18 protein-coding genes (1 of these 18 cut by a window edge) are annotated in these 19,940 nt (G+C 36.4%); 10 read left to right on the top strand and 8 right to left on the bottom strand.

The genetic code is table 11. From position 1 onward, the window contains the following. Window positions 1-37: 37 nt before the first annotated feature. A complete protein-coding gene (locus EHQ47_RS05715) occupies window positions 38-1,303 on the bottom strand; it encodes an NHL repeat-containing protein (RefSeq protein ID WP_238838366.1) in 1,266 nt (421 codons plus the stop codon). A 228-nt stretch (window positions 1,304-1,531) separates the two neighbouring features. Between EHQ47_RS05715 and EHQ47_RS05710 the strand changes: the two genes are divergently transcribed. Continuing rightward, entirely contained in the window at window positions 1,532-2,305 is a 774-nt protein-coding gene (locus tag EHQ47_RS05710; protein WP_135776747.1) for a helix-turn-helix domain-containing protein, read from the top strand. A gap of 83 nt (window positions 2,306-2,388) precedes the next feature. Then, on the top strand, window positions 2,389-2,697 hold the full coding sequence (locus tag EHQ47_RS05705; RefSeq protein WP_135776746.1) for an antibiotic biosynthesis monooxygenase: 309 nt from the start codon (window positions 2,389-2,391) through the stop codon (window positions 2,695-2,697). A gap of 11 nt (window positions 2,698-2,708) precedes the next feature. Here the strand turns inward: EHQ47_RS05705 and EHQ47_RS05700 are convergent, their stop codons facing one another. The 4 genes from EHQ47_RS05700 to EHQ47_RS05685 all read right to left on the bottom strand — a co-directional run bounded on the left by EHQ47_RS05700 (window position 2,709) and on the right by EHQ47_RS05685 (window position 7,295). Next, window positions 2,709-3,416, bottom strand: coding sequence for a LytR/AlgR family response regulator transcription factor (locus tag EHQ47_RS05700; protein WP_135776745.1), 708 nt, complete (start codon window positions 3,414-3,416; stop codon window positions 2,709-2,711). Between the two features lie 16 nt (window positions 3,417-3,432). Beyond that, a complete protein-coding gene (locus tag EHQ47_RS05695) occupies window positions 3,433-4,332 on the bottom strand; it encodes a hypothetical protein (protein ID WP_135747157.1) in 900 nt (299 codons plus the stop codon). Between the two features lie 90 nt (window positions 4,333-4,422). Next, window positions 4,423-6,234, bottom strand: a complete 1,812-nt coding sequence (locus tag EHQ47_RS05690) for a 7TM diverse intracellular signaling domain-containing protein (protein WP_135750005.1) — start codon at window positions 6,232-6,234, stop codon at window positions 4,423-4,425. Window positions 6,235-6,359: 125 nt separating this feature from the next. Beyond that, window positions 6,360-7,295, bottom strand: coding sequence for an MBL fold metallo-hydrolase (locus EHQ47_RS05685; protein WP_135776744.1), 936 nt, complete (start codon window positions 7,293-7,295; stop codon window positions 6,360-6,362). Between the two features lie 393 nt (window positions 7,296-7,688). On the opposite strand from EHQ47_RS05685, the gene EHQ47_RS05680 reads away from it, so the two are divergent. Beyond that, window positions 7,689-10,169, top strand: a complete 2,481-nt coding sequence (locus EHQ47_RS05680) for a SpoIIE family protein phosphatase (RefSeq protein ID WP_135776743.1) — start codon at window positions 7,689-7,691, stop codon at window positions 10,167-10,169. A gap of 114 nt (window positions 10,170-10,283) precedes the next feature. Then, window positions 10,284-10,697, top strand: coding sequence for an ester cyclase (locus tag EHQ47_RS05675; protein ID WP_135748940.1), 414 nt, complete (start codon window positions 10,284-10,286; stop codon window positions 10,695-10,697). Between the two features lie 437 nt (window positions 10,698-11,134). Here the strand turns inward: EHQ47_RS05675 and leuD are convergent, their stop codons facing one another. Continuing rightward, on the bottom strand, window positions 11,135-11,761 hold the full coding sequence (gene leuD, locus EHQ47_RS05670; protein ID WP_135748939.1) for a 3-isopropylmalate dehydratase small subunit: 627 nt from the start codon (window positions 11,759-11,761) through the stop codon (window positions 11,135-11,137). Continuing rightward, a complete protein-coding gene (leuC, locus tag EHQ47_RS05665; protein ID WP_135748938.1) occupies window positions 11,758-13,161 on the bottom strand; it encodes a 3-isopropylmalate dehydratase large subunit in 1,404 nt (467 codons plus the stop codon). Before leuC ends, leuD begins: the two co-directional genes overlap by 4 nt. Before the next feature lie 92 nt (window positions 13,162-13,253). On the opposite strand from leuC, the gene EHQ47_RS05660 reads away from it, so the two are divergent. Further along, window positions 13,254-14,153 carry a LysR family transcriptional regulator gene (locus tag EHQ47_RS05660; protein WP_135750006.1) on the top strand — a complete coding sequence of 300 codons (900 nt, stop codon included), beginning with the start codon at window positions 13,254-13,256 and terminating at the stop codon, window positions 14,151-14,153. Window positions 14,154-14,265: 112 nt separating this feature from the next. On the opposite strand, the gene EHQ47_RS05655 is transcribed toward EHQ47_RS05660, so the two are convergent. Beyond that, window positions 14,266-15,585: an LA_0442/LA_0875 N-terminal domain-containing protein gene (locus tag EHQ47_RS05655; protein WP_135747778.1), complete on the bottom strand. Its 1,320-nt coding sequence runs from the start codon at window positions 15,583-15,585 to the stop codon at window positions 14,266-14,268. A gap of 263 nt (window positions 15,586-15,848) precedes the next feature. Here EHQ47_RS05655 and EHQ47_RS05650 point away from each other — a divergent pair, with 263 nt between their 5' ends. From EHQ47_RS05650 to EHQ47_RS05630, 5 genes are all read left to right on the top strand, one after another. Then, a complete protein-coding gene (locus EHQ47_RS05650; protein ID WP_135747777.1) occupies window positions 15,849-16,406 on the top strand; it encodes a hypothetical protein in 558 nt (185 codons plus the stop codon). An 83-nt stretch (window positions 16,407-16,489) separates the two neighbouring features. Then, a complete protein-coding gene (locus EHQ47_RS05645; RefSeq protein ID WP_135747776.1) occupies window positions 16,490-17,728 on the top strand; it encodes an adenylate/guanylate cyclase domain-containing protein in 1,239 nt (412 codons plus the stop codon). A 334-nt stretch (window positions 17,729-18,062) separates the two neighbouring features. Next, window positions 18,063-19,403 (top strand): hypothetical protein, encoded by a 1,341-nt coding sequence (locus tag EHQ47_RS05640; protein WP_135776742.1) that lies wholly within the window; start codon window positions 18,063-18,065, stop codon window positions 19,401-19,403. A gap of 32 nt (window positions 19,404-19,435) precedes the next feature. Continuing rightward, a complete protein-coding gene (locus tag EHQ47_RS05635; protein WP_135776741.1) occupies window positions 19,436-19,639 on the top strand; it encodes a hypothetical protein in 204 nt (67 codons plus the stop codon). A gap of 14 nt (window positions 19,640-19,653) precedes the next feature. Beyond that, window positions 19,654-19,940: the 5' portion of a TfoX/Sxy family protein gene (locus tag EHQ47_RS05630; RefSeq protein ID WP_244290234.1), read on the top strand. It continues 139 nt past the right edge of the window; only the first 287 of its 426 coding nucleotides appear in the window; its start codon is at window positions 19,654-19,656; its stop codon lies beyond the right edge, outside the window.

The raw sequence follows: 19,940 nt of genomic DNA, 5'->3' as shown, positions 1-19,940 counted from the left end.
GTCAATTGAAATTTAGAAAGATTCAAGTTTCAGTATATTAATACACATTCCAGTAACTACTTCGTAACAAATTGCCACAGATCTTCCCATTAGTGCCCGGATCAATGACGAATATTTGATTTTCTGTATGTGGTATTGTATATATTTTTCCGTTAGGTGACAAAACTGCATCACCCCATTTGTTTCCACCGGCAATACCTGAATTGTACGTTGTGGAAACAAACGTATCTGGATCAAATGCAATGAAATCGGTGATATCAGCAGGTATTGTATAGATCCTTCCATCGGCTGCCAGAATGCCACCCCTCCATTTTGCCGAAGCGACGACAGGAGAAACCCATAAATTCAAAACATCAGAATTGGGATCAATGATCAAAAATTCGGTATCGTTGGAAGGAATACCGAATATTTTTCCGTTAGGTGCAAGGACTCCGTGCCTCCACTTTCCAAGACCGGTTTTTGGACTTGGGATCACATAACTTTTTTCAGAAAAAGGATCCAATACAAAAATATAATCGATATCGACTGGAAAGGCATAAATTTTACCATTGGGGGCCAGGACAGCACCTTCCCACATATTCGTAAGAGTAAGCGGAGAAGGAATCGTCCGAATAGCATCCGTTTGTGGGTTAATCACAAGAATTTTTTTGGAACTCATAGGAATTCCATAAATCAATCCATTGGGTGCAAGCACTCCCCCTCTCCATTTCCCAAGCCCCAATTCTGGAGAAGGTAAAAAATAAGTTCGGTTGTTGAATGGATCAACCACAAGAATGGAATCAGCATCCCTCGGTATAAAATAAATTTTTCCATTGGGAGCATAAACACCTCCTTCCCATTGAGCTGCGCCTGTTGCCCCTGTAGCCATAGTAGAGGTTTCATTTGTCAAAGGATTGATCACGAGAACATCGGATTGATTGTATGGCGCTGAATATATTTTTTGGTTATCGCTAAGAACTCCACCTAACCACTTTGCTGTGCCTGCATAAGGAGGAGTAAAACTACTGAAGGAAACTCCCGTTGACCCAAGTGAGATTTGTTTTCGAATCTCTTCTGAAACATATTTCCATCGCCTGGGTTGGATGATGGCCAGTGGATCCATTTCACAGATGGACCGATTCGGTGCCCGAGAACCACAGAACTCTCGATCGTCGTCCACAAGGATCCTTGCTAAGTAAAGATCTCGAAAGGATTCCGATTTAGGATCACAACCATTCTCTAAATTTGGAAATTTGCAGGATAAAAATAAGGAGCCAACGAAACATCCAAAGAAAAATAAAACTGTTGTTAGAGATGGTTTCAATTTGGTCGGACTCTTTTGGAGATAAAAATAAGAAGGCACAGATAAATTGTCAAACGAAAGAAATTTCCAAGGTCTTATGCCGAATCATTCGATAGATTCTATTTTGTTATGGAAACTTATGTTCACTTGCACTGGATTCGCTTGCGTAGAACCACGTAAAATCTTCTTGTCATCTGGGGAGAAAAATTCTAACCTTTGAAAGGATCGTTTGCACTCCCATTGCTAAGAATGAAGATATTTACCTATTTTCCGACCGCTGTTTTACTTCCCTTTGTGCAAAAATATCTCATCATCGAATCAAAAGATGGGAATGAAAATCGTATCTTACCTAACCCAAACTTAGTTTTATCCTTTCAACTACGAGGGAACCTTCGTTCATTCGAATCAAATTCGGTTTATGATTTGCCTCGGCAAGGGATTGCAGGCCTCAGAAAAACGGCAAGAAAGATCCTCTATCCAGAAAATTCATCTGCCTTGTTAGTCATTCTTTCGGGAATCGGTGCATCAGTTTTTTTCGGAGAACCTATTTCTGAATTTTCTGGAAAAACGATCGGTTTAAAAAATCTCATTTCCAATCGTTTGTTAGAAACTTTGGAAGAACAATTATTTTTTGCAAAGTCAAATGAAGAATGTATTCTGTTAGTTGAAAATTTTTTAATTCAAATCAAAAAAAACAGAAGAATTGATCCAAGTATTAACACAACTCTTCAGAAAATTAATTTGTCAAAAGGACAAATTAAAATGAACGATATCAAACAAGGATTACCCATTAGTCTCGATTCACTTGAAAAAAAATTCAAAGATACAATTGGAACCACTCCAAAACAATATGCGAACCTTCTTCGAATTCACACTCTGATCAGGTCATATTCAAAAGAAACCAATTTGACAAATCTTGCTCAAGAAGCTGGTTATTTTGACCAGTCGCATTTTAATAAAGAATTCAAACTTTTCACAGGAGAATCACCAAAACTTTTTTTCCAACAACCGCAAAATTGGTAATCCAACCCCTTTTCTGATTTTTTACAAGTTTAGAAATCCAATTCCCTGTAATATAAAGGATACAATCCAAATCAGAGGAAACCATGAACCAAATTCTAATCGATCGATTCCAATTGCCTATTGAATCCAAAGTAGCATTTTTAGAAAGAGCCAAAATCAATCGTGATTTTATCAAATCTTTAGAAGGATTTTGTGAAGATCAGGTGTTTATCCGAGAGGAAAACGGGATGATCCAATTTGTGACCATTGCCATCTGGAAAGACAAACAATGTTTAGAGAGAGCAAAGGAAATGGTCTTCTTAGAATACAAAAAACAAGGATTTGTAATGCCAGATTTTTTAAAAACCAACTCGATCAAAATTGAACGAGGTATCTACGAAAGGATGGAATAAACTTCAAATTCTTAACCCTTCCAATGGAACGATAACTTGGATTTTAATTCCTTATAAAACTCTCTACCCATTTTGAGTTTGGTTCCAGTTTTTAATTCCACATGGTAAGAACCTCCTGCGGAAGTAATAATGGTTTTGATATGTTTTTCATTCACAATGAACGATCTATGGATTCTGGAAAAATATGTCGGTAAAACCTTTAATAGAGATTCAAGACTTTTGTTGTGTACGATCATCTCTCCATTTTTTTGATAAACTTTAACTCGTTTGTCAAAGGATTGTACATACAGAATGTCCTTAATTGCAACTAACGACAAACTGTGATCTTGTTTTACACCAAGATACTTTGTTTTTGTTTGCCCATTGTTAGTTTGAAACTTACCTAGTGCTTTCGTAATTCTTTCTTTATGAATTGGTTTGGGCACAAAATCGAGAACGCCATACTCAAAAGCTTGGATTGCTTCTGCCGTATTTCCCGAAGTGATGATCGTCAAAAAAGAGGCAGCAGAAGTTTCTTTTAGCAATTCAAAACCGATGTCACCATCCAAATTTAGATCCAAAAACAAAAGATCAATTTCATTTTCCTGAATGAAACATTGAGAACCAATCAGAGTTTTTTCAATACGTAAGGACGAAATCCTAGATCCAAGAACTTCACGCAAAATACGCTCCAATCCTCTTGCCGCTACAGTTTCGTCCTCTACGATTAAAATTCTCAAAACCTAAAACCTGCTTCTAATACTGTTCCAGTCGATATTGAACATTTGATAAATTGACAAATACTCCTACCATTGCTTGATAAGAATTTAGTGTACGCATTGAAAATTGGTCAGCCTTTAAAAACTCTCGATAATAATCAACTTCCGCCTTAATTCCAAAATAACGTCCCAAATAAATATTAAGACCAGCACCCAATCCTACAATACTCCCAATTCCACTTGTGATTTGATTGCTATAAACAAATCTATCATGTGAATTTCCTGAATGGGCTTCGCCTGTAAAGGAAACAACACCTGCCCTTGCCGCAAGATATGGATCAAAAAAGTTTTTTGGAATGGGATGGTAGGTAGCAAGGAAACTCATCGAATTTCCCCGATAAATCGTTCGCTCTCTTGGAAAAGGATCCACATATTCTTTGTAATATGATAAACCCGGGATTACATCTTGTCTTTTTGCTTTCATAGAATTTTGCATGACAGTAAATCCAAGCCCAATTTTTTCTTTCCATCCATATTCAAAATCAAACTGAGAAGCAACACCAGGAGTGTATGTAGGTTTAAAATACAATCCAGGTTGGTCATTTCGAATCAATCCTTGAGGGTAATAATCCTGGCTTACTTCTTTTGTTACAATCTTATATTGTAAAGTGCTATCATAGTTTTTTTCATGGCTAATAAAAGATCCACTGGGTGCAAGTGTCCCTCCTCCCATAAAACTGATCAAAAAAGCTCCTTCATAAAAACCAGGCGGATATTTTAGTTTTGCATAATATTTTTCTAATTCTGAATTGGTCTTTGTTGTTTCCTCTGGAACTTGAGTGATAAGAGGTTTATCATCTTTTTTATTCACAGGATCTGCAAAACTAATATTTGCAGCAAACAGAAGAGAGGTGATTGTTAATATTTTTGTATTCATCTTTTTATCCTTTTGGTTAAGATAATGAAGATAAAAAAAATTGCAAAGATACTGGAGCGAAACGCACTATATCGGTGCCAGTGGCACTGTTTATTCCATTAGTGTGATTGTATTTTCCCAACCTCCCATTACGACCTTGGAATTAAAATCCCACTTATTTGGAAAGGCCTCCTGCAACCTGGACTTTATGTATTTGATCCCTGTTCCTAATGAATCCGATTTTGTTGTTGGTAAACCATCATTGAACAAAATGTATTTGGTTTTGTTTTTATCTTTCTTTTTCTTTAGAGTAAACGTTCCCGAATTTTTTCCTTGGTAACCGTGGGTCACACCGTTTTCCACTAATGTCAATAAAACAATAGGTGGAATTATATCTTTAGAACTCACACCTTCTGTTTTGAATTCAAATTTCGATTCTTTCCGTAAACTCATGATTTCTAAGTAACGTTTACATATTCCAACTTCTTCGTTTATGGAAATAGTTTTTCGATTAGTTAATTTTAAAATGGCTCTCAATTCATCAGACAAAGCAGTTAATAATTGTTTTGCCGTTTCTGGGTCTTCATCCAACCAAATGATGGTCGCATTGATTGAATTTAGTAAAAAATGCGGATGTATGTTGTTTTTTAATAATTCCACCTCTAACCTAGAAGAAACAAGTTTTGCATCTTGCAATTTGGCCTTGTATGTGACCATCCGTCTTTCTGCTTTGTTCTTTTCGGAATTAGCAAGTTTGATTTTATAAGCAAGACCCAAAGATAACAAACACATCTCGATCGCAGAACCTGCTTGTAAGCCATATTCGGTCACAATGTTTGCAGGTAATATTCCAAATCCTTTTAGAGAATAGATCCCTACACCAAATAGAAGTGCCACCCACGCGATTAAAAAATACCTTGCCGGTTTGTATCCCTTGTCCCAGCAAACAACAGCTACAAGAAAAACCGATACGGCAAAAGACATGACTAAGGATGCTAATAAATAAATATTCACATAATAGGAAAAGATGAAAGAGGATAACATTAGAAATAACATCATCCCCATTAAGATAAAAATAATTTTATCCCAAGTAGGAGTATTTTTTTTTGTATTTAAAAAACTCCTTGTGAATTGAAGACCCCAAAATAAAGAAAAACCTCCCACAAAGGGTAAACTTACGTTTGCCCAATACGGCGAATTTGGCCAAAAAATCTGAAACGCCAAACCATTCAATACTGATTGTGACAATCCATATAAACTAATGTACAAAAGGTAATACAAATACCCTAAATCCCGTAACATAAACAAAAGGATTAAATTATAAATGACGAGAACGAATAAAATTCCATAATAAATCCCAAGAGATAAATTTTCTTTTTCTTTGAGTTTTAGAAATCGTTCATGCGAATACAAAGTGATGGGAAATTGTACCGTCCCTTCACTTTCGAACCGAAAATAATATATATTACTTTTTTTAGTTTGGAGTTTGACTGGGAAAATAAAACTTTTTTCTTCTAAAGGCCTTTGAGAAAATACATAAGAATCTCCAGTTACCGTTTGTTTCCAGGTTTTATCTTTTTGTTCATAAAAATCTATTTTATCCAACAAAGGATAGGAAACATGAATGAACCAATCACGTTCATTTGCTTCATTTTGTACTTCGAACCGAACCCAATATATATTTTTTGTAAAACCGAAATTGGGGGACAGAGACTTACTCTCATTAAAACGATTTGATTTTCGCACTTCCTCAAAAGTTAAATTTTCATTCGGCGGAAGTGTTAGAATTTCCATATGAAAACCTAACGGATACTCACCGACCCCGCTTTTCAAAATAGTGGAATACCGGGACTGTGAAGGTGACGCCAAGAGAGGACTAACACCAATAAAAAGAAAAACCAAACCTGCCAAAAGTCGAAACATTGCTGACAAAGTTTGGTTTTATTAATATTTCATGTAAAGTAAAAGTTTAATATTCTTTAATTTCTATATTAAATTCATAGTTTAATTTCCATTAGGGGGCCAAACAATGACCAAAAGACTGATTCTTATTTTTGATTAAGAATTCTTTCCTGGTGGCCTGGATACACAAACTTTGGTTTGTTTGTCTCTGCCAATTTTTTCAAAAATTCTAAACTTTTACGGTTGAGTTTTGCATCAGTGGTAAATGCCCCTGGAACAACAGATTCTTTCCAACCCCATTCCGTATGACAAGAATCACCCAGAATCAAATGAGAACCATCTTTCGTCGGGATAAAAAAAGCCAAACTACCAGGGGTATGACCTGGAACAGCGATGACAAAAAAACTTTGGTCTCCAAAAAAATCCAAAACTCTAATTTGATTTTTTTTTAAATCAAGTTGAAGCAAGTTTGGATTTTCTCCTAACAAACGATTCGTGGAACCTTGTACAAATAAATTAATAAACTGGTGCGTTGTCACTTCCCCAGGCCCAACATAAAATGGAACAGATCGATCCAATTCATAAGCACCCAACACATGATCCAAATGCAAATGAGTATAAAAAACTCCCTTTAGATCAATTTTGTTTTTAGAAAGATACACATTTGTTGTTTCGTAAACTTTTAAGCGCTTCAAGTTCATCTGAGATTCCACAATGGAACTTACGTAAGCTCCTGCCTCACCCTTAGAGAAGCTTTCTCCTATCCCTGAATCAATCAAATACGTTCCGTATATAGGATGTTTGATGACATAAAAGTATATAGAAATAGGTTCTAAACGATCCTTTAATCCAGCCATCTTAGCCTTTGGATCATCCAGATCCAAAAGTCCAGCAAGAGAAGCTTCCCAATCAGCCACTTTGACAACTTTCAATTCCACCCAATGTTTCGGTTGTGGAGAAAGAGGAACACTTTCAGTGATTTTGTCAGATGTGTAGGGTTTTACTTGATGCGAAGTTACCTGACAAAATAGAGTCAGAAGAGAAATAAGGACAGAAAAAATAGAACCTAGATGTTGAAACAAATTTTGACTCCTTCTTTATATTTCACGTATAATTAATTTAAAAATTAATTACCAATTTCAATGAAACTTTTGTAAAAGCTCTTAACCTTTTTCCTGTCAAATTCTAACCAAAGTTCTTAACAACTCAACTAAAAAACGAAAATCCAAAGACTCCCAAAGTTCGGTATCGATTCATCTATCTGCAAAGACAAATTCAGAAGAAAACAAATTTAGGAAATAATATATTTAATAATAATAGATTTGAAGTCAGTCCAATTCCGCCAAGTTTTCAACAAATGGAAAATTTGCTGATTCAGGTGGATTGGGAATCAGAAACAACAAGCCATTTGAATTCAGGAAACCTTTAGAGCTTTTCTTGACTTTTCTTCTGACACCTGGTTTATTTGGCATCGAATGGCCCAATTTTTAACATTTGTTCGCTCCTTGTTTCAATCTCCAGCTAACGTAGAACTCCGCTACCAAAGGTATTACGTCGCAACCAACTCCATTTATGTTTTAGCCGGTCTCATCCACTTTGCTTTCATTTTTTTCTTTAGTGCTGTTGGCACTTTGGAAATGGCACTCTTTAATCTAGGAAGTGTGATTTGGTTTGCGTTTACAATCTGGATCAACCGCAAAAAATATTTATTCACTTCTTTGTATCTTTGTTTTTCAGAGGTCTTTCTCCATGCTTTAGCGGCAACGTATTTTTTTGGATGGGGGGCAGGTTACCAGTATTATATGATGCTTTTTGCAACGGGTATCTTTCTCCTACCTCCTGGAAAAAACTTTCTCAAATTTGGAAGTATTGTCATCGGTTGTTTACTCTTTGCTTCTACTTATTATTATTCAATGTCGTATCCGCCAATTTACCATTGGACACCGAATTTTCTTGCACTCATCAATGTATCCAACATCATATTCTCTACTCTATTTCATGCAGGTTTTGCTTATTACTTTACCCTGGCAGCAAACATTGCTGAGGATTCTTTAGAAATAGAAAACAAAGCCCAAACCGCATTTTTCCAAAACATATCTCATGAATTAAGAACCCCTCTTACATTAATTGCAGGACCTTCTGAATCTGCGCTAAAGCGTTCAGAAGGCCTATCTCCTTCAGAAGTGAAAGTCATCGTAAACCAATCAAGACGTCTCACTCGTTTGGTGAACCAACTTCTTGATTTACAAAAAATTACATCAGGTAGAATGGAACTTCGAAAAATTTCACTTCCGTTAGGTGATTTTTTAATTCAAATTTCCGAAAATTTTACAGCTTACGTAAAAAGAAAAAATATAAGTTTCGAACTCGCATTATGTGAAGAAACTTTATTTGTCAATGTAGACCCTGAACAAATTGACAAATGTATTTTCAATTACCTTTCTAACTCGATTAAATTTACAGGAGAGGGTGGAAAGATCCGGTTGGAATTACAAAGAAAAGAAAACGAAGCCATTGTTTCTGTTCGAGATTCTGGGATTGGAATGGAAGAAAGCCAAATCCGAAGATTGTTTTCTCGATTTGGAATCAGCGAAGCATCACTCACAAGGGAACAAGAAGGAACAGGTTTAGGCCTGGCCTTAGTAAAGGAATTAGTGGAACTCCATGGGGGAAAAGTTGGTGTAGAAAGCGAACTGGGCAAAGGTTCACATTTTTATTTTACTTTGCCTTTATGCGAAAATCACAATATAGAACAACAAACAAATATCCAACGTTACTTCCCTACCCGACATGAATATATACCAGAAGAGGTAACACATCCACCAATATTTCCAGAAACAATCAATACCAAAAACAACATTAAACTACTGATAGTCGAAGATAATCCCGATTTACGCTCTTATTTAGGATCAATTTTAACTCGAGTAGGTTTTCATGTTTTGGTTGCGGCAGATGGTTTGGCGGGACTCGAAACTGTATTATCCGAATCTCCAGATTTAGTCATTACCGACTTAATGATGCCAAACTTAAGTGGACTTGATTTAATTCGTGAAATCCGAAAAAAAGAACACCTCCACTCTCTTCCGATCATTTTACTCACTGCCAAAGCAGACGAAACCACAAGAAAAGAAGTTCATGGAGAAGGAGCAGATATTTATTTATCCAAACCATTTTTAGAATCAGAACTTTTGAGTGTGATTCGAAATGCGTTACGTTTAAAGGAAAAAGAATTTTATCTCAGGGAAGAACTAACCCGTGGTATCCGAATTCAAAAAAAACTTTTGCCTGAGTTACAATATGATCATACTTTGATCTCTACCGAATTAAAATTCCTGCCTAGTGATGGAATTGCAGGTGATTACTACATTGTACAAGAATTAGGTGAAGGAAAAACTTTTTTATTCCTAGCGGATGTTTCAGGACATGGTTTTGCAGCAGGTATGATATCTGCAATGTTACACTTTGTACTACAACTTCCAGATACACCTAAAAACAACCCCTCTGCCTGTTTGGAATGTCTAAACACTTATTTATTTGGAAACACAGCCGGTTTATTTGTCACTGCTGTTGCCGTAGTTTTAGATTCGAAACATCACAAAATAATTTGGTCTAAAGCAGGCCATGAAGATATTTATTTCGGGTCAAAAGATAAAGTTTCGCCTTTGGTAGGCAAAGGAAAACCTCTAGGGATCCTTCCTAAATGGGAAGGAGAAAATAACGAAGTTAATTTTTCGTTAGGTGATAAACTATTTTTATTTTCTGATGGGATCTTTGATGTTCGCTCTAAAAACCAAACTTTGTTTAGAGATTCTGGATTTTTGGAATGGAGCAAACAAAAAGAACTTTGGAAAGAAAAATCTTCTCTTGAAATTTTAACAAAAATGGCAAAAGAACACCAAAGTTCAGAGAAATTCGAGGATGATGTGACTCTTCTCTCAGTCGAATTTTTGAAATAAATGAAAAAGTTTAAACCATCCATTCGAATGGCCTAGCCCAGAAGAAGGTTTATACAAATGGCAAATGCGCAGATTTTTGATTGAATCCACTTAATTGGTTGGAAAGTATTATCTATGGACGTTTTAGAAAAAAACAAAAACATCGTTAAACGATTCAACAAAGAAGTCATTCAAAACTGCAATGAAGTTAGCTTTAAAGAACTAATGCACGTAAACTTCGTCAATCGTTCCGCACCTGAAAATGCAAATGATTCGAATGCAATGTGGAATACGTTCAGTTCGGTGTTAAAACCTGCCTTTCCCGATCTAACCGTAGAAATTTATGAACAAGTTGCCGAAGGAGATAAGGTGACAACACGTAAAGCCATCACAGGAACTCACGAAGGAGTTCTCATGGGGATTGCTCCCACTCAGAAAAAAATTAGAATTGATGTCATTGATATTGTACGTTTGCAAGAAGGTAAATATATCGAACACTGGGGGCTCAATACATTACAAACAGTTCTCGCCGAACTAAGGTCAGCATAAAACCAGCCATACCAAAAGGTGAAAAGTTTTCGAATAAAAACTTGGTTTTTGGGAAAGACTTTGCCTAAACGAAAGACTTGTGGTAGATAAAAATCGCCCTGCTTCCCACGAGCCACTCCCCTCCACCCTAACTCGGGCGGGGGTTTGTGGATTGACGTCCAGATTATGTCCCATTAACTCCTTCTCCCTTTCTAAAAATTTTGTGATTCTGCGCACAGGTAAAACTTTCCTTTTGGAATTCCCTCCCCCTCCTTACGATGGATCGACAACCTCTTCAGGGCGAGTCCCGAAAGATTTTATCATGATACAAATTTCGTTTTGACCACGATACAAAATAGTTTCCTTGGGGCCTGAGCTATCCAGGGCTTCGGTCGCAAAGCGACCGCTACGCGCCCTTTCTAGCCTCTCGCATGAACTAACATACCAATCCAATGTGATTACCAATACACTTCCAAAAAAGATTTTTCTTTTCTACGGATCTGTTCAAATTCCAAGATCTCTTTTGAATTTTTTAGAGTGATATCGATATCATCCCAACCGTTTCGAATCCGATTGATAGAAGCAAAATCCAAATGGAAGTGGAATGTTTGGTCTCCTGCTTGGACTTCCAAATTTTCTAAATTGATTCGAATTTGAGATCCCAAATTTTTTGAAACCCATTCATTGATAAAGTGGATTTCTTCTTCTTTCAAACGAACAAGAGCAATCCCATTCTTTGCCGAATTGATAGAAAATATATCAGCAAAAGAAGGAGCCAAAATCGCACGGAACCCAAAATCAGAAAGTGCCCAAGGTGCATGTTCTCTACTCGAACCGCAACCGAAGTTTTTTCCAGCGATGAGCACACTTGCATTTTTAAATTCTTCCTGGTTCAAAACAAATTCAGGATTAGGAATCTTTCCTTCTAAATCTAAATACCTCCAATCAAAAAATAAATGTTTTCCAAAACCTTTTTTATCGATCAATTTCATAAATTGTTTTGGAAGTATTTGGTCCGTATCAATATCCTCTCTTGGGATTGACACAGGAACTCCTGTATGGATTGTCCATTTTTTTGAATTCATTTTAATTTCCTCACATCTATCAATTTTCCCGCTACTGCGGCTGCTGCTGCCATCGAAGGACTCACTAAATGAGTTCTTCCTCCTCTGCCCTGTCTTCCTTCGAAATTACGATTGGAAGTGGATGCACATCTTTCTCCCGGTTTTAATACATCATCATTCATCGCAAGACAAAGGGAACAACCAGGCTCTCTCCATTCAAATCCAGCTTCTTTGAAAATTTGATCCAAACCTTCTCGTTCTGCCTGACGTTTGACTGAACCTGAACCTGGAACCACCAAAGCTTGCACTTTTGGATGGACTTTTTTTCCTTTCGCAACTTCTGCTGCTGATCGTAAGTCTTCTATCCTTGCATTGGTACAAGATCCAATGAACACCTTATCGATGTTAATCTCTGACATAGGGGTTCCCGGTTTTAAATCCATATATTCCAAGGTGTTCTCTGCCGTTTCTCTGGCCCGTTTCTCTTGGAATTCATATGGACCTGGAACAACTCCTGTGATGGGTAAAGTCTGAGATGGATTGGTTCCCCACGTGACCTGGGGTTCTATATTAGAAATATCTAATTCAATCATCTCATCAAAAACTGCATCTTTATCTGTAAAAAATGTCTTCCAGTATTCGACTGCCTCTTCAAAACTTTTTCCTTTAGGGACTAACTTTCTATCTTTCAAATAATCAAAGGTGATTTGGTCTGGAGCAATGAGACTTGCCCTTGCGCCAGCTTCGATACTCATATTACAAAGTGTCATTCGACCTTCCATAGATAGAGAACGAATCCATTCACCTGAATATTCTAAAGTGTAACCCCTTCCACCTGCAGTTCCCATCTTGGATATGAGTGCAAGAACTACATCTTTTGCAGTGATTCCAAAACCAGGTGTACCAACAAATCGAACTAACATCGATTTTGTTTTTGCTTGTTTTAAGGTTTGTGTCGCAAGCACATGTTCTACTTCACTGGTACCGATTCCAAAAGCCAATGCACCAAAGGCTCCATGCGTTGCTGTATGAGAATCTCCGCATACGATGACAGATCCAGGAGTGGTAAATCCTAATTCAGGACCAACTACATGTACGATCCCTTGTTCGGGATCTTCTGGACCAAACAAACGGATTCCAAAATCTTTGCAATTTTTCTCCATTGTATCAATCTGCAATCGGGAGACAGGTCCTGCAGCATCTCTGTTTTTACGATCTCTTGTGGAAACATTATGATCCACAACTCCAAAGGTAAGATCCTTCCTTCTCACATCTCTATTCTTCGTTCTTAATCCTTCGAATGCTTGGGCAGAAGTCACTTCATGGAGGATATGACGATCCACATATAAAATTGTTTCAGAATCTGCATTCTCTAAGATCCGATGACTTTCCCAAATTTTGTCGTATAGAGTTTGTCTCATATTTCCCTCTTGGTAATAAAGATATCAAATTAATTGATATAATGCAAATAAATTGGTTTTATAAAATATATAACTAAAAGTTATAAGTAAATATGGAATTCAGACAGATCGTTTATTTTCTAGAAATTGCAGATTCAGGTACTTTCCAAAAAGCGGCAACGAGGTTGGGATTAACACAACCTGCACTCTCCAAACAAATTTTTCTTTTGGAAAAGGAATTAGGAGTCGCAGTTTTGGAAAGAGGAGGAAGGTCTGTTCGACTAACACACGAAGGTGAAAGATTCTATCAGTATTCAGTGCGAATGAAAGAATTATGGGAAGAAATACAAATTGGTTTTACTAAGGAAAAGGAACTAAAAGGTAACTTTTCTATTTCGGCAGGGGGAACAGTTTCTGCGTGGATCCTACCTCAAACCTTAAAGGAAATTTTAATAAAAAGACCAGGACTTTCTCTTTCTGTAAGAGAAGGAGATGCCAAGGAGACTAAGGATGCTGTATTAAAGGGAGAAGTAGACCTTGGGATTTTGACTGGCCCCATTTCTGAGCCTAACCTGAATATTCTGGAATTTTTATCTGATAAAATCTTTCCTGTGGCAGCAAAGGACCATCCAATCTTTCTTAAAAAGAAAATTAAAATCGAAGATCTAAAAAAACAATCCTTTGTATTTTTCCATCCAGGCTCTGCTCTTAGAAAGGCAGTGGAGAAGAAGATCAAATCTTTTTCGAAAGAATTTGGATCTAATATTGCTATGGAATTAAGAAGTGTAGAATCTGTTATCAAATCATTGGAAGCAGGACTTGGAATCGGTTTTTTATCAGAGTATTCCATTAACACCAAACTGCAAAAAATTAAATTTGCAGAATGGAACACAGAAAGAAAATTTTATCTCTGTTATCGCAAAAAATCTGGACCAGCACTTGCCATGCTCGCGGAAGAAATTTTAAGGGCCGCAGAAAAATGGAGAGTCGAAAGAGAAACCTTTTCCAATTAACAAGAAAAAGTGACCAAATTTATATTCTATTAAAATCTCCAATCAGTGAAAATATTTGATTCAGTTTGAATCCTTGTTTGGATTGATAAATTATCCAAACAAGTTTGTGATTTCAAAAGTTAAAACGATAATTGGCGCCTACTTGAACATAACTCAAGATCGTCTTCGAATCATATAAGATTGGAATTAAGATTTGAGGTCCATACACTTTTAGAAAGATATCAGACGGATCCGAATTTCCTCCTCCTTCGTTTTCTGTGATATAACCTGACTGCAATTTGTTATTTAGAGTCATGTTGCTCGCTTCCAGAAATAAACTGAAGTCACCTTTGATCTTCGTGGAGAATTTCACATTCACTTCAGTTCCTGTCGATTTCCATTGATAGTCCAAACCAAATTGGCTATATCGAAAAGGAGAGGAATCCAATCGAAATTCGTTGCTTCGAAGCGAAGATGGGCCCTGCATATCTAAATGTAAAATCTGTCCTTGTAAGGTGAACCTTTCCAAAAATTTCCATTCAAACCTAATTCCAAAACTATAACCTTTGAGTGAATTGCTTGTGTCCCGATAACTCACTCGATTGGGATTGATCCCGGTTGCGGTAATCCCTCCGAGACTATCTACTTCTAGATTGGTCTTTGTCCAAATTCGCTCCACCCCACCTAGAATTTGCAGGTCTAACAAAGAATGAGGATAAGGTGTAAAACCGACCCTTGAAGAAACTTTTTGGAATTTTGTTTCTCCGTTTCCGAGAAGAACATTTGCTGTATTGTCTGAACTGGAAGAAGAGCCACCCCCTCCACCGTAAGACAGTGTCTGAAATCCACCGACATCCAAATTGCCCTTTGCTTCCGTTCCTCGGAATTCAAAGGTAAACCGGTTCCATGCATAGAACAAACGTGCGGTAACGTTATGATTTTTGGTTTTGTATGGGGTAGATAACATTTCTGCTTGACCACCACCAAATAGAACACCGGCAACCTGAATGGTTTGAAAGAAAGGACGGAGTTCCGATTGGCTTTCTCCGTTTCCCACCCCAAAGGAACCTTCTAGATAATGACGTTTCGCATTGGAAAGTTGTTCCTCTCTCTTTTTTTGTTTATCTTCCTTAGCTTTAAGATTTTCTTCTTCTAGTTTTTGTTTCTCTGCGAGTTCTTTTTCTTCTTTGATTTTCTTATCCTTCTCCGAAACTTGAGGTTCGATTTTTGGAGAAGAGGATTCAGTCTTTTTCGCAAAGGAAACTTTTCGGATTACCGATTTCGAAAGAACTTTTGTGTTACCGTCTGCGAGTTTGATCGTCACAGAATCTTTGTCTTGGGCTAAGATGGAACCTTCCCATTTTTCTCCCGACTTGAGTAGAATCGTTTCACTATGAAGAGATAAATTTGTGAAAAGAAAGATTGGAAATAGTAAAGGAACAATTTTTTTCATAACTTTTGCCAGTTCAAAACTAGTATCGGAGAATTTTAACAGGTCTCTTAAATTCTGCAATTCGATTAAACAAATTAGGGATGAATTTATAAAGAAAAAGATTTTTTCAAAGAAACAGAATGATTCTAGAAAATCAATGTTACAAAGCGGCAAGGAAAGTATGTAAGTAACAATTGATCAAAAAATAAAACAACAGTTTGCATAAAGATTCTTTCCTTCACAAAGTGCTTGCGAGAAACCATCCTCATCATAAAAATCAGCGAATGCGCAAGAAACTTTGGATTTTCGTATTTATTCTCAGCATTCTCTTTTCATTGGGAGCTGAAGTCATTGCAGGGCTTGGTGGGTTTGCCAGCGCCTTTTCTTCTATCGAATTGGGATCAGGCTCACTGCCTGCTGCGCGAGTCGGAGGTCCATTCATCCTGACAATCCTTCTTGTATTCCTCTTCCTTGTTGTGCTGTCATTTTTTTCCTTACTCACTGCCTCTGGAATATTGGGACTAATCAAAGGGTTATTTCTGGGAGTGACATTAGGCCTGTTAGTTGACTATATCGTCATCCGAGGGAAAATCGAACCAGGTAATCCTGCCATCATACGCCTTTGGGCAGGGAGAGGTGCCGCATTTATGTTCGTGTTTGTGCTCTGGGTTGGAATCCTCAATCCCTTAGTATCCCAATTCGGCAAAAATCCCATCGAAGTTTTCAGCGCAAAAGATATTGTTGGGATTTTTTCTACTACTGGGATTTTTGTCTGCGCTTTCTTTGCTTGTATCGGTGTCATTCGGTTTTACTGGACACGCGGGAAGAAGGCCAAGGTCTGATCATTCTAAATCCAACATATATAATTTGCAGATTCATAAGAAACCAAATGGTATTTTTACCTTTTTCACGTTGGAGATATAAAATGAAAAAATCAATCGTAGATGAAATTTTAATCTCGAGAGAGATGAAAAACGAAAAAACTGTAGCAGTCGTTAGATTTGTAATCTTCTCTATCGCCTCCCTTTTGGATTATTTATCATATTTCCAAGTGATCAACTATACGATTGTCACACCCACTCTCATCACTCTCTTATTGGACACTTTAGTTTTTGTATTCGCAGGGATTGTGCTTCTTTTCCTAAACTTATATTCATATAAACCTTATTTGAAATTTTTTACGATCACATTAGATTATTTCATTATTGGTCTAATGTTATTTTTTGATCCAACAATACAAAGAGGCCAAGGTGTTATCTATTTTATCGCGATGATTAGTGCGATTTTCGTTTACCAATTCAACCTACTCAGACATTCAAAAATAGGTACAATTTATGGTGCTTTTTTAGCCTTTGTTTTTCTTCTCGTGATTTCACTTGGATTAGGTGAAGGATATCCCGTCGATTTTTTTCCCATGATGATAGGACTCGGGATGATACTTGCCATTGGTTATGTAACAACAGTTTCTAATATTGAAATGGTCAAAGAGGCAAATGCAAAACAGATGATGGAAAGATACCTTCCCTCACAGTTAGTCAGCGAATTTTACAAAAACAAAGCACAATTAGAACCTGGTGGAGAAAGCAAAGAAGTAACAATTCTTTTTTCTGACATTCGGTCTTTTACCAAATTTTCAGAAAATCGATCAGCAGAAGAAGTTGTACAGTTTTTAAATGAATATCTATCTCGTATGACTGATGTCATATTTCAATTTAATGGTACAATTGATAAATTTATTGGTGATGCTATCATGACCATATTTGGTGCTCCATTCAAACAGGATGATGATGCACTACGGGCCGTTAAATCCGCGGTGGCAATGATTCATGAATTAGAAAAGTTAAACCAAAAGATGATGCATCCACAAGATAAATTACATATGGGAATTGGAATCCATACAGGAGACGCAATCGTTGGCAATATTGGCTCCGACCGTAGATTGGATTATACTGTCATCGGGGACAATGTAAACTTAGCATCTAGGATTGAAGGATTAACCAAACATTATAATTGCCCGATTTTAATATCAGAGACCACCTACAAACAAATAGAAGGCAAATATTCACTAGATGATGGTTTTGAAATTAGAGAAATTGATAAAGTCATCGTCAAAGGAAAATCCAAACCAATCACAGTGTATGAAGTGATTTGTTTGGATATGTAAGCATAATAGCTACTTAACAGCTCAAAATAGAACAATGTATACAAATTCTTCTTTTCCTAGTAGAGAAGAAGTAAACCACCACCGCCAAAACAACAAAACAATTGATATGTGAAAAGTATCCACCAAACATGACTTTAGAATAATCTCTGAGGCGTTTCAATCATCAACCTCTGCAAACCCTTTGAAAAAAAGAAGAAAGATTTCAATGTTAATCAAATTCTATCAGACCAACAGAAACAACTAAGACAAAAACCAAAACGTAATTCCGCACTATCAACTTTTCCAAATCTTAAGATCATTAGCGAGAAAGAAAAAGAGGATTTAATTCAAACAAGTGAATATACAAAAATCACCGCCTTCAAATCCCCTTTCACTCACCAGAGGCACAAAAAATATCATTGAACTTTTTGGAAGAAGTAAATCTATAACTAATTTAATGATCAACTTCTGGCAACACAAGACGAAAATTCGCATCCTAAAATTCTGGATTAAATTTTGCTATTTCGCATTTTTTTTTGGAGCTATACTACTAATCTCAAACCAAAAAGCACTACCTGTCATTTCATGGATGAATGTATATGGGGTGGAAGAATATAAGGACCTAGATTTTCCAAGTTATCTCAAATTTTTAAAGGAATTGATGATACCAATTCCAATCAATCTAACAATTTTAGAATATCTAAGCGTTAAGGTATTCGGTGATACTAGAATAGTTACAGAATGGATATACCAAGCAAGTTTTGTTACCTTATTTTCAATCCCCATTCTATTTCGCAGAAAAAACATTCTTAAACTTATTATCAGCTTCATATTCTCTGCCACTTTTTTTTACGCATCCTTAAGAATTCACAAGGGCAATCCTCAATCATACGATATAATATTCCCTTTACTTTTATGCATCACCATACTTATTTGCAAAAACTTAGAAACTCAAAAAGAAATATCCCATTTAAAATTACTACTATTGGGTTTCCTACTATCAATGTTGGATATGCTTAGACCATTTGGTATTTTAATAGCATTGTTAATTTGTCTTTTCGTAGTTTACATTCTAAAACAAAAAAAATATAAAATCTCAAGTTACGTAATTCCATTTTTACCATTAGTTTTTATCACCTTACCATTTCACTACCACCTATATACACACCATAAACAATTAACGATGACAAATCATTCTGGTTTCAATATTCAAAGAGCCTGGCCACAGGTAATGCCTAAACGAAACTTAGTTGAAGTAGATGCAAAACCAACAAGGGAAGGACGTTGGCCAAACATAAACACCGCCGAACACCGAGATAACAGCAATTACCTACTTTCCTGCATTATACATCATATAAAAAAACATCCACAGGACAGCATAAAACATATCATCAAAAATATTTATAACTTCATTACTTTTAAATATACTCTTTTAAATTATCAACCGGAAGGTTTTATAAAATATTGTTTCTATACGCTACGTTTTCTTTGTTTTATTTATTTATTCAGCCAATTGTTGAAACTTATAAAAAACCGATCGAAGCCACTAATCATAAATACAGAATTTCTTGTATTGTTTTTGATTTTATTTCAGTTATTCATATTTTCATTAACTGAAAGTGGAGAAACAATTCGGTTCACTATTGGTTTATTGCCTTTGCTTTCAATATTCCCTAGATTCAAATATAAAAAATAACGCCAACTTTTTTCTCTTATCAAAACCTACCCATGAGCAACTCCACGTTTGGCCTAACTCGGATGGGTGGGTTTGTAGATACATACGTGAATGAAGGCATATACGTTACGACTTCATTGCCAAAACAATTCCGACTCACTGACACGGTGGTTTTCCCTGGAACAATAGGGAATCACCTTTCCCTTGCCCAAACCACCTTTGAATTCACTTTCTTATACAAAGAAAAAAACACATAACTTTCTTCATGAATTTGATTCCTTTTTTTTTATATAAGTTTACATTTCTAGAAATTCATCTTATATCTTTCAAACATATGGCTATTAATGATAAATTATTGGATCGTGTTCGGAAGTTAATGGAAGGACAGACGGATGTGGTAGAGAAAAAAATGTTTGGCGGTTTATGTTTTATGGTAAACGGGAAAATGTGCGTCTGTATTAGAACTGATGAAATCATGTGCAGAATTGATCCTGAAGCCGTTGAATCAATTCTATCGAAGAAAAAAGCTCGCCCAATGATCCATAACGGACACCTGAT

The sequence above is a fragment of the Leptospira bourretii genome (genome assembly GCF_004770145.1).
GTDB lineage: Bacteria > Spirochaetota > Leptospiria > Leptospirales > Leptospiraceae > Leptospira_A > Leptospira_A bourretii.
Note: the sequence above shows the minus strand (reverse complement) of the source record. Positions and strands in the feature narration are given on the sequence as shown.

Bases quoted from the DNA above. Each gene is read 5' to 3' on its own strand.
- EHQ47_RS05655 (WP_135747778.1), bottom strand. From the start codon at position 15,585: ATGAAAAAAATTGTTCCTTTACTATTTCCAATCTTTCTTTTCACAAAT.
- leuC (WP_135748938.1), bottom strand. From the start codon at position 13,161: ATGAGACAAACTCTATACGACAAAATTTGGGAAAGTCATCGGATCTTA.
- EHQ47_RS05660 (WP_135750006.1), top strand. From the start codon at position 13,254: ATGGAATTCAGACAGATCGTTTATTTTCTAGAAATTGCAGATTCAGGT.
- EHQ47_RS05705 (WP_135776746.1), top strand. From the start codon at position 2,389: ATGAACCAAATTCTAATCGATCGATTCCAATTGCCTATTGAATCCAAA.
- EHQ47_RS05690 (WP_135750005.1), bottom strand. From the start codon at position 6,234: ATGTTTCGACTTTTGGCAGGTTTGGTTTTTCTTTTTATTGGTGTTAGT.
- EHQ47_RS05675 (WP_135748940.1), top strand. From the start codon at position 10,284: ATGGACGTTTTAGAAAAAAACAAAAACATCGTTAAACGATTCAACAAA.
- EHQ47_RS05710 (WP_135776747.1), top strand. From the start codon at position 1,532: ATGAAGATATTTACCTATTTTCCGACCGCTGTTTTACTTCCCTTTGTG.
- EHQ47_RS05635 (WP_135776741.1), top strand. From the start codon at position 19,436: ATGAGCAACTCCACGTTTGGCCTAACTCGGATGGGTGGGTTTGTAGAT.
- leuD (WP_135748939.1), bottom strand. From the start codon at position 11,761: ATGAATTCAAAAAAATGGACAATCCATACAGGAGTTCCTGTGTCAATC.
- EHQ47_RS05680 (WP_135776743.1), top strand. From the start codon at position 7,689: ATGGCCCAATTTTTAACATTTGTTCGCTCCTTGTTTCAATCTCCAGCT.
- EHQ47_RS05695 (WP_135747157.1), bottom strand. From the start codon at position 4,332: ATGAATACAAAAATATTAACAATCACCTCTCTTCTGTTTGCTGCAAAT.
- EHQ47_RS05650 (WP_135747777.1), top strand. From the start codon at position 15,849: ATGCGCAAGAAACTTTGGATTTTCGTATTTATTCTCAGCATTCTCTTT.
- EHQ47_RS05645 (WP_135747776.1), top strand. From the start codon at position 16,490: ATGAAAAAATCAATCGTAGATGAAATTTTAATCTCGAGAGAGATGAAA.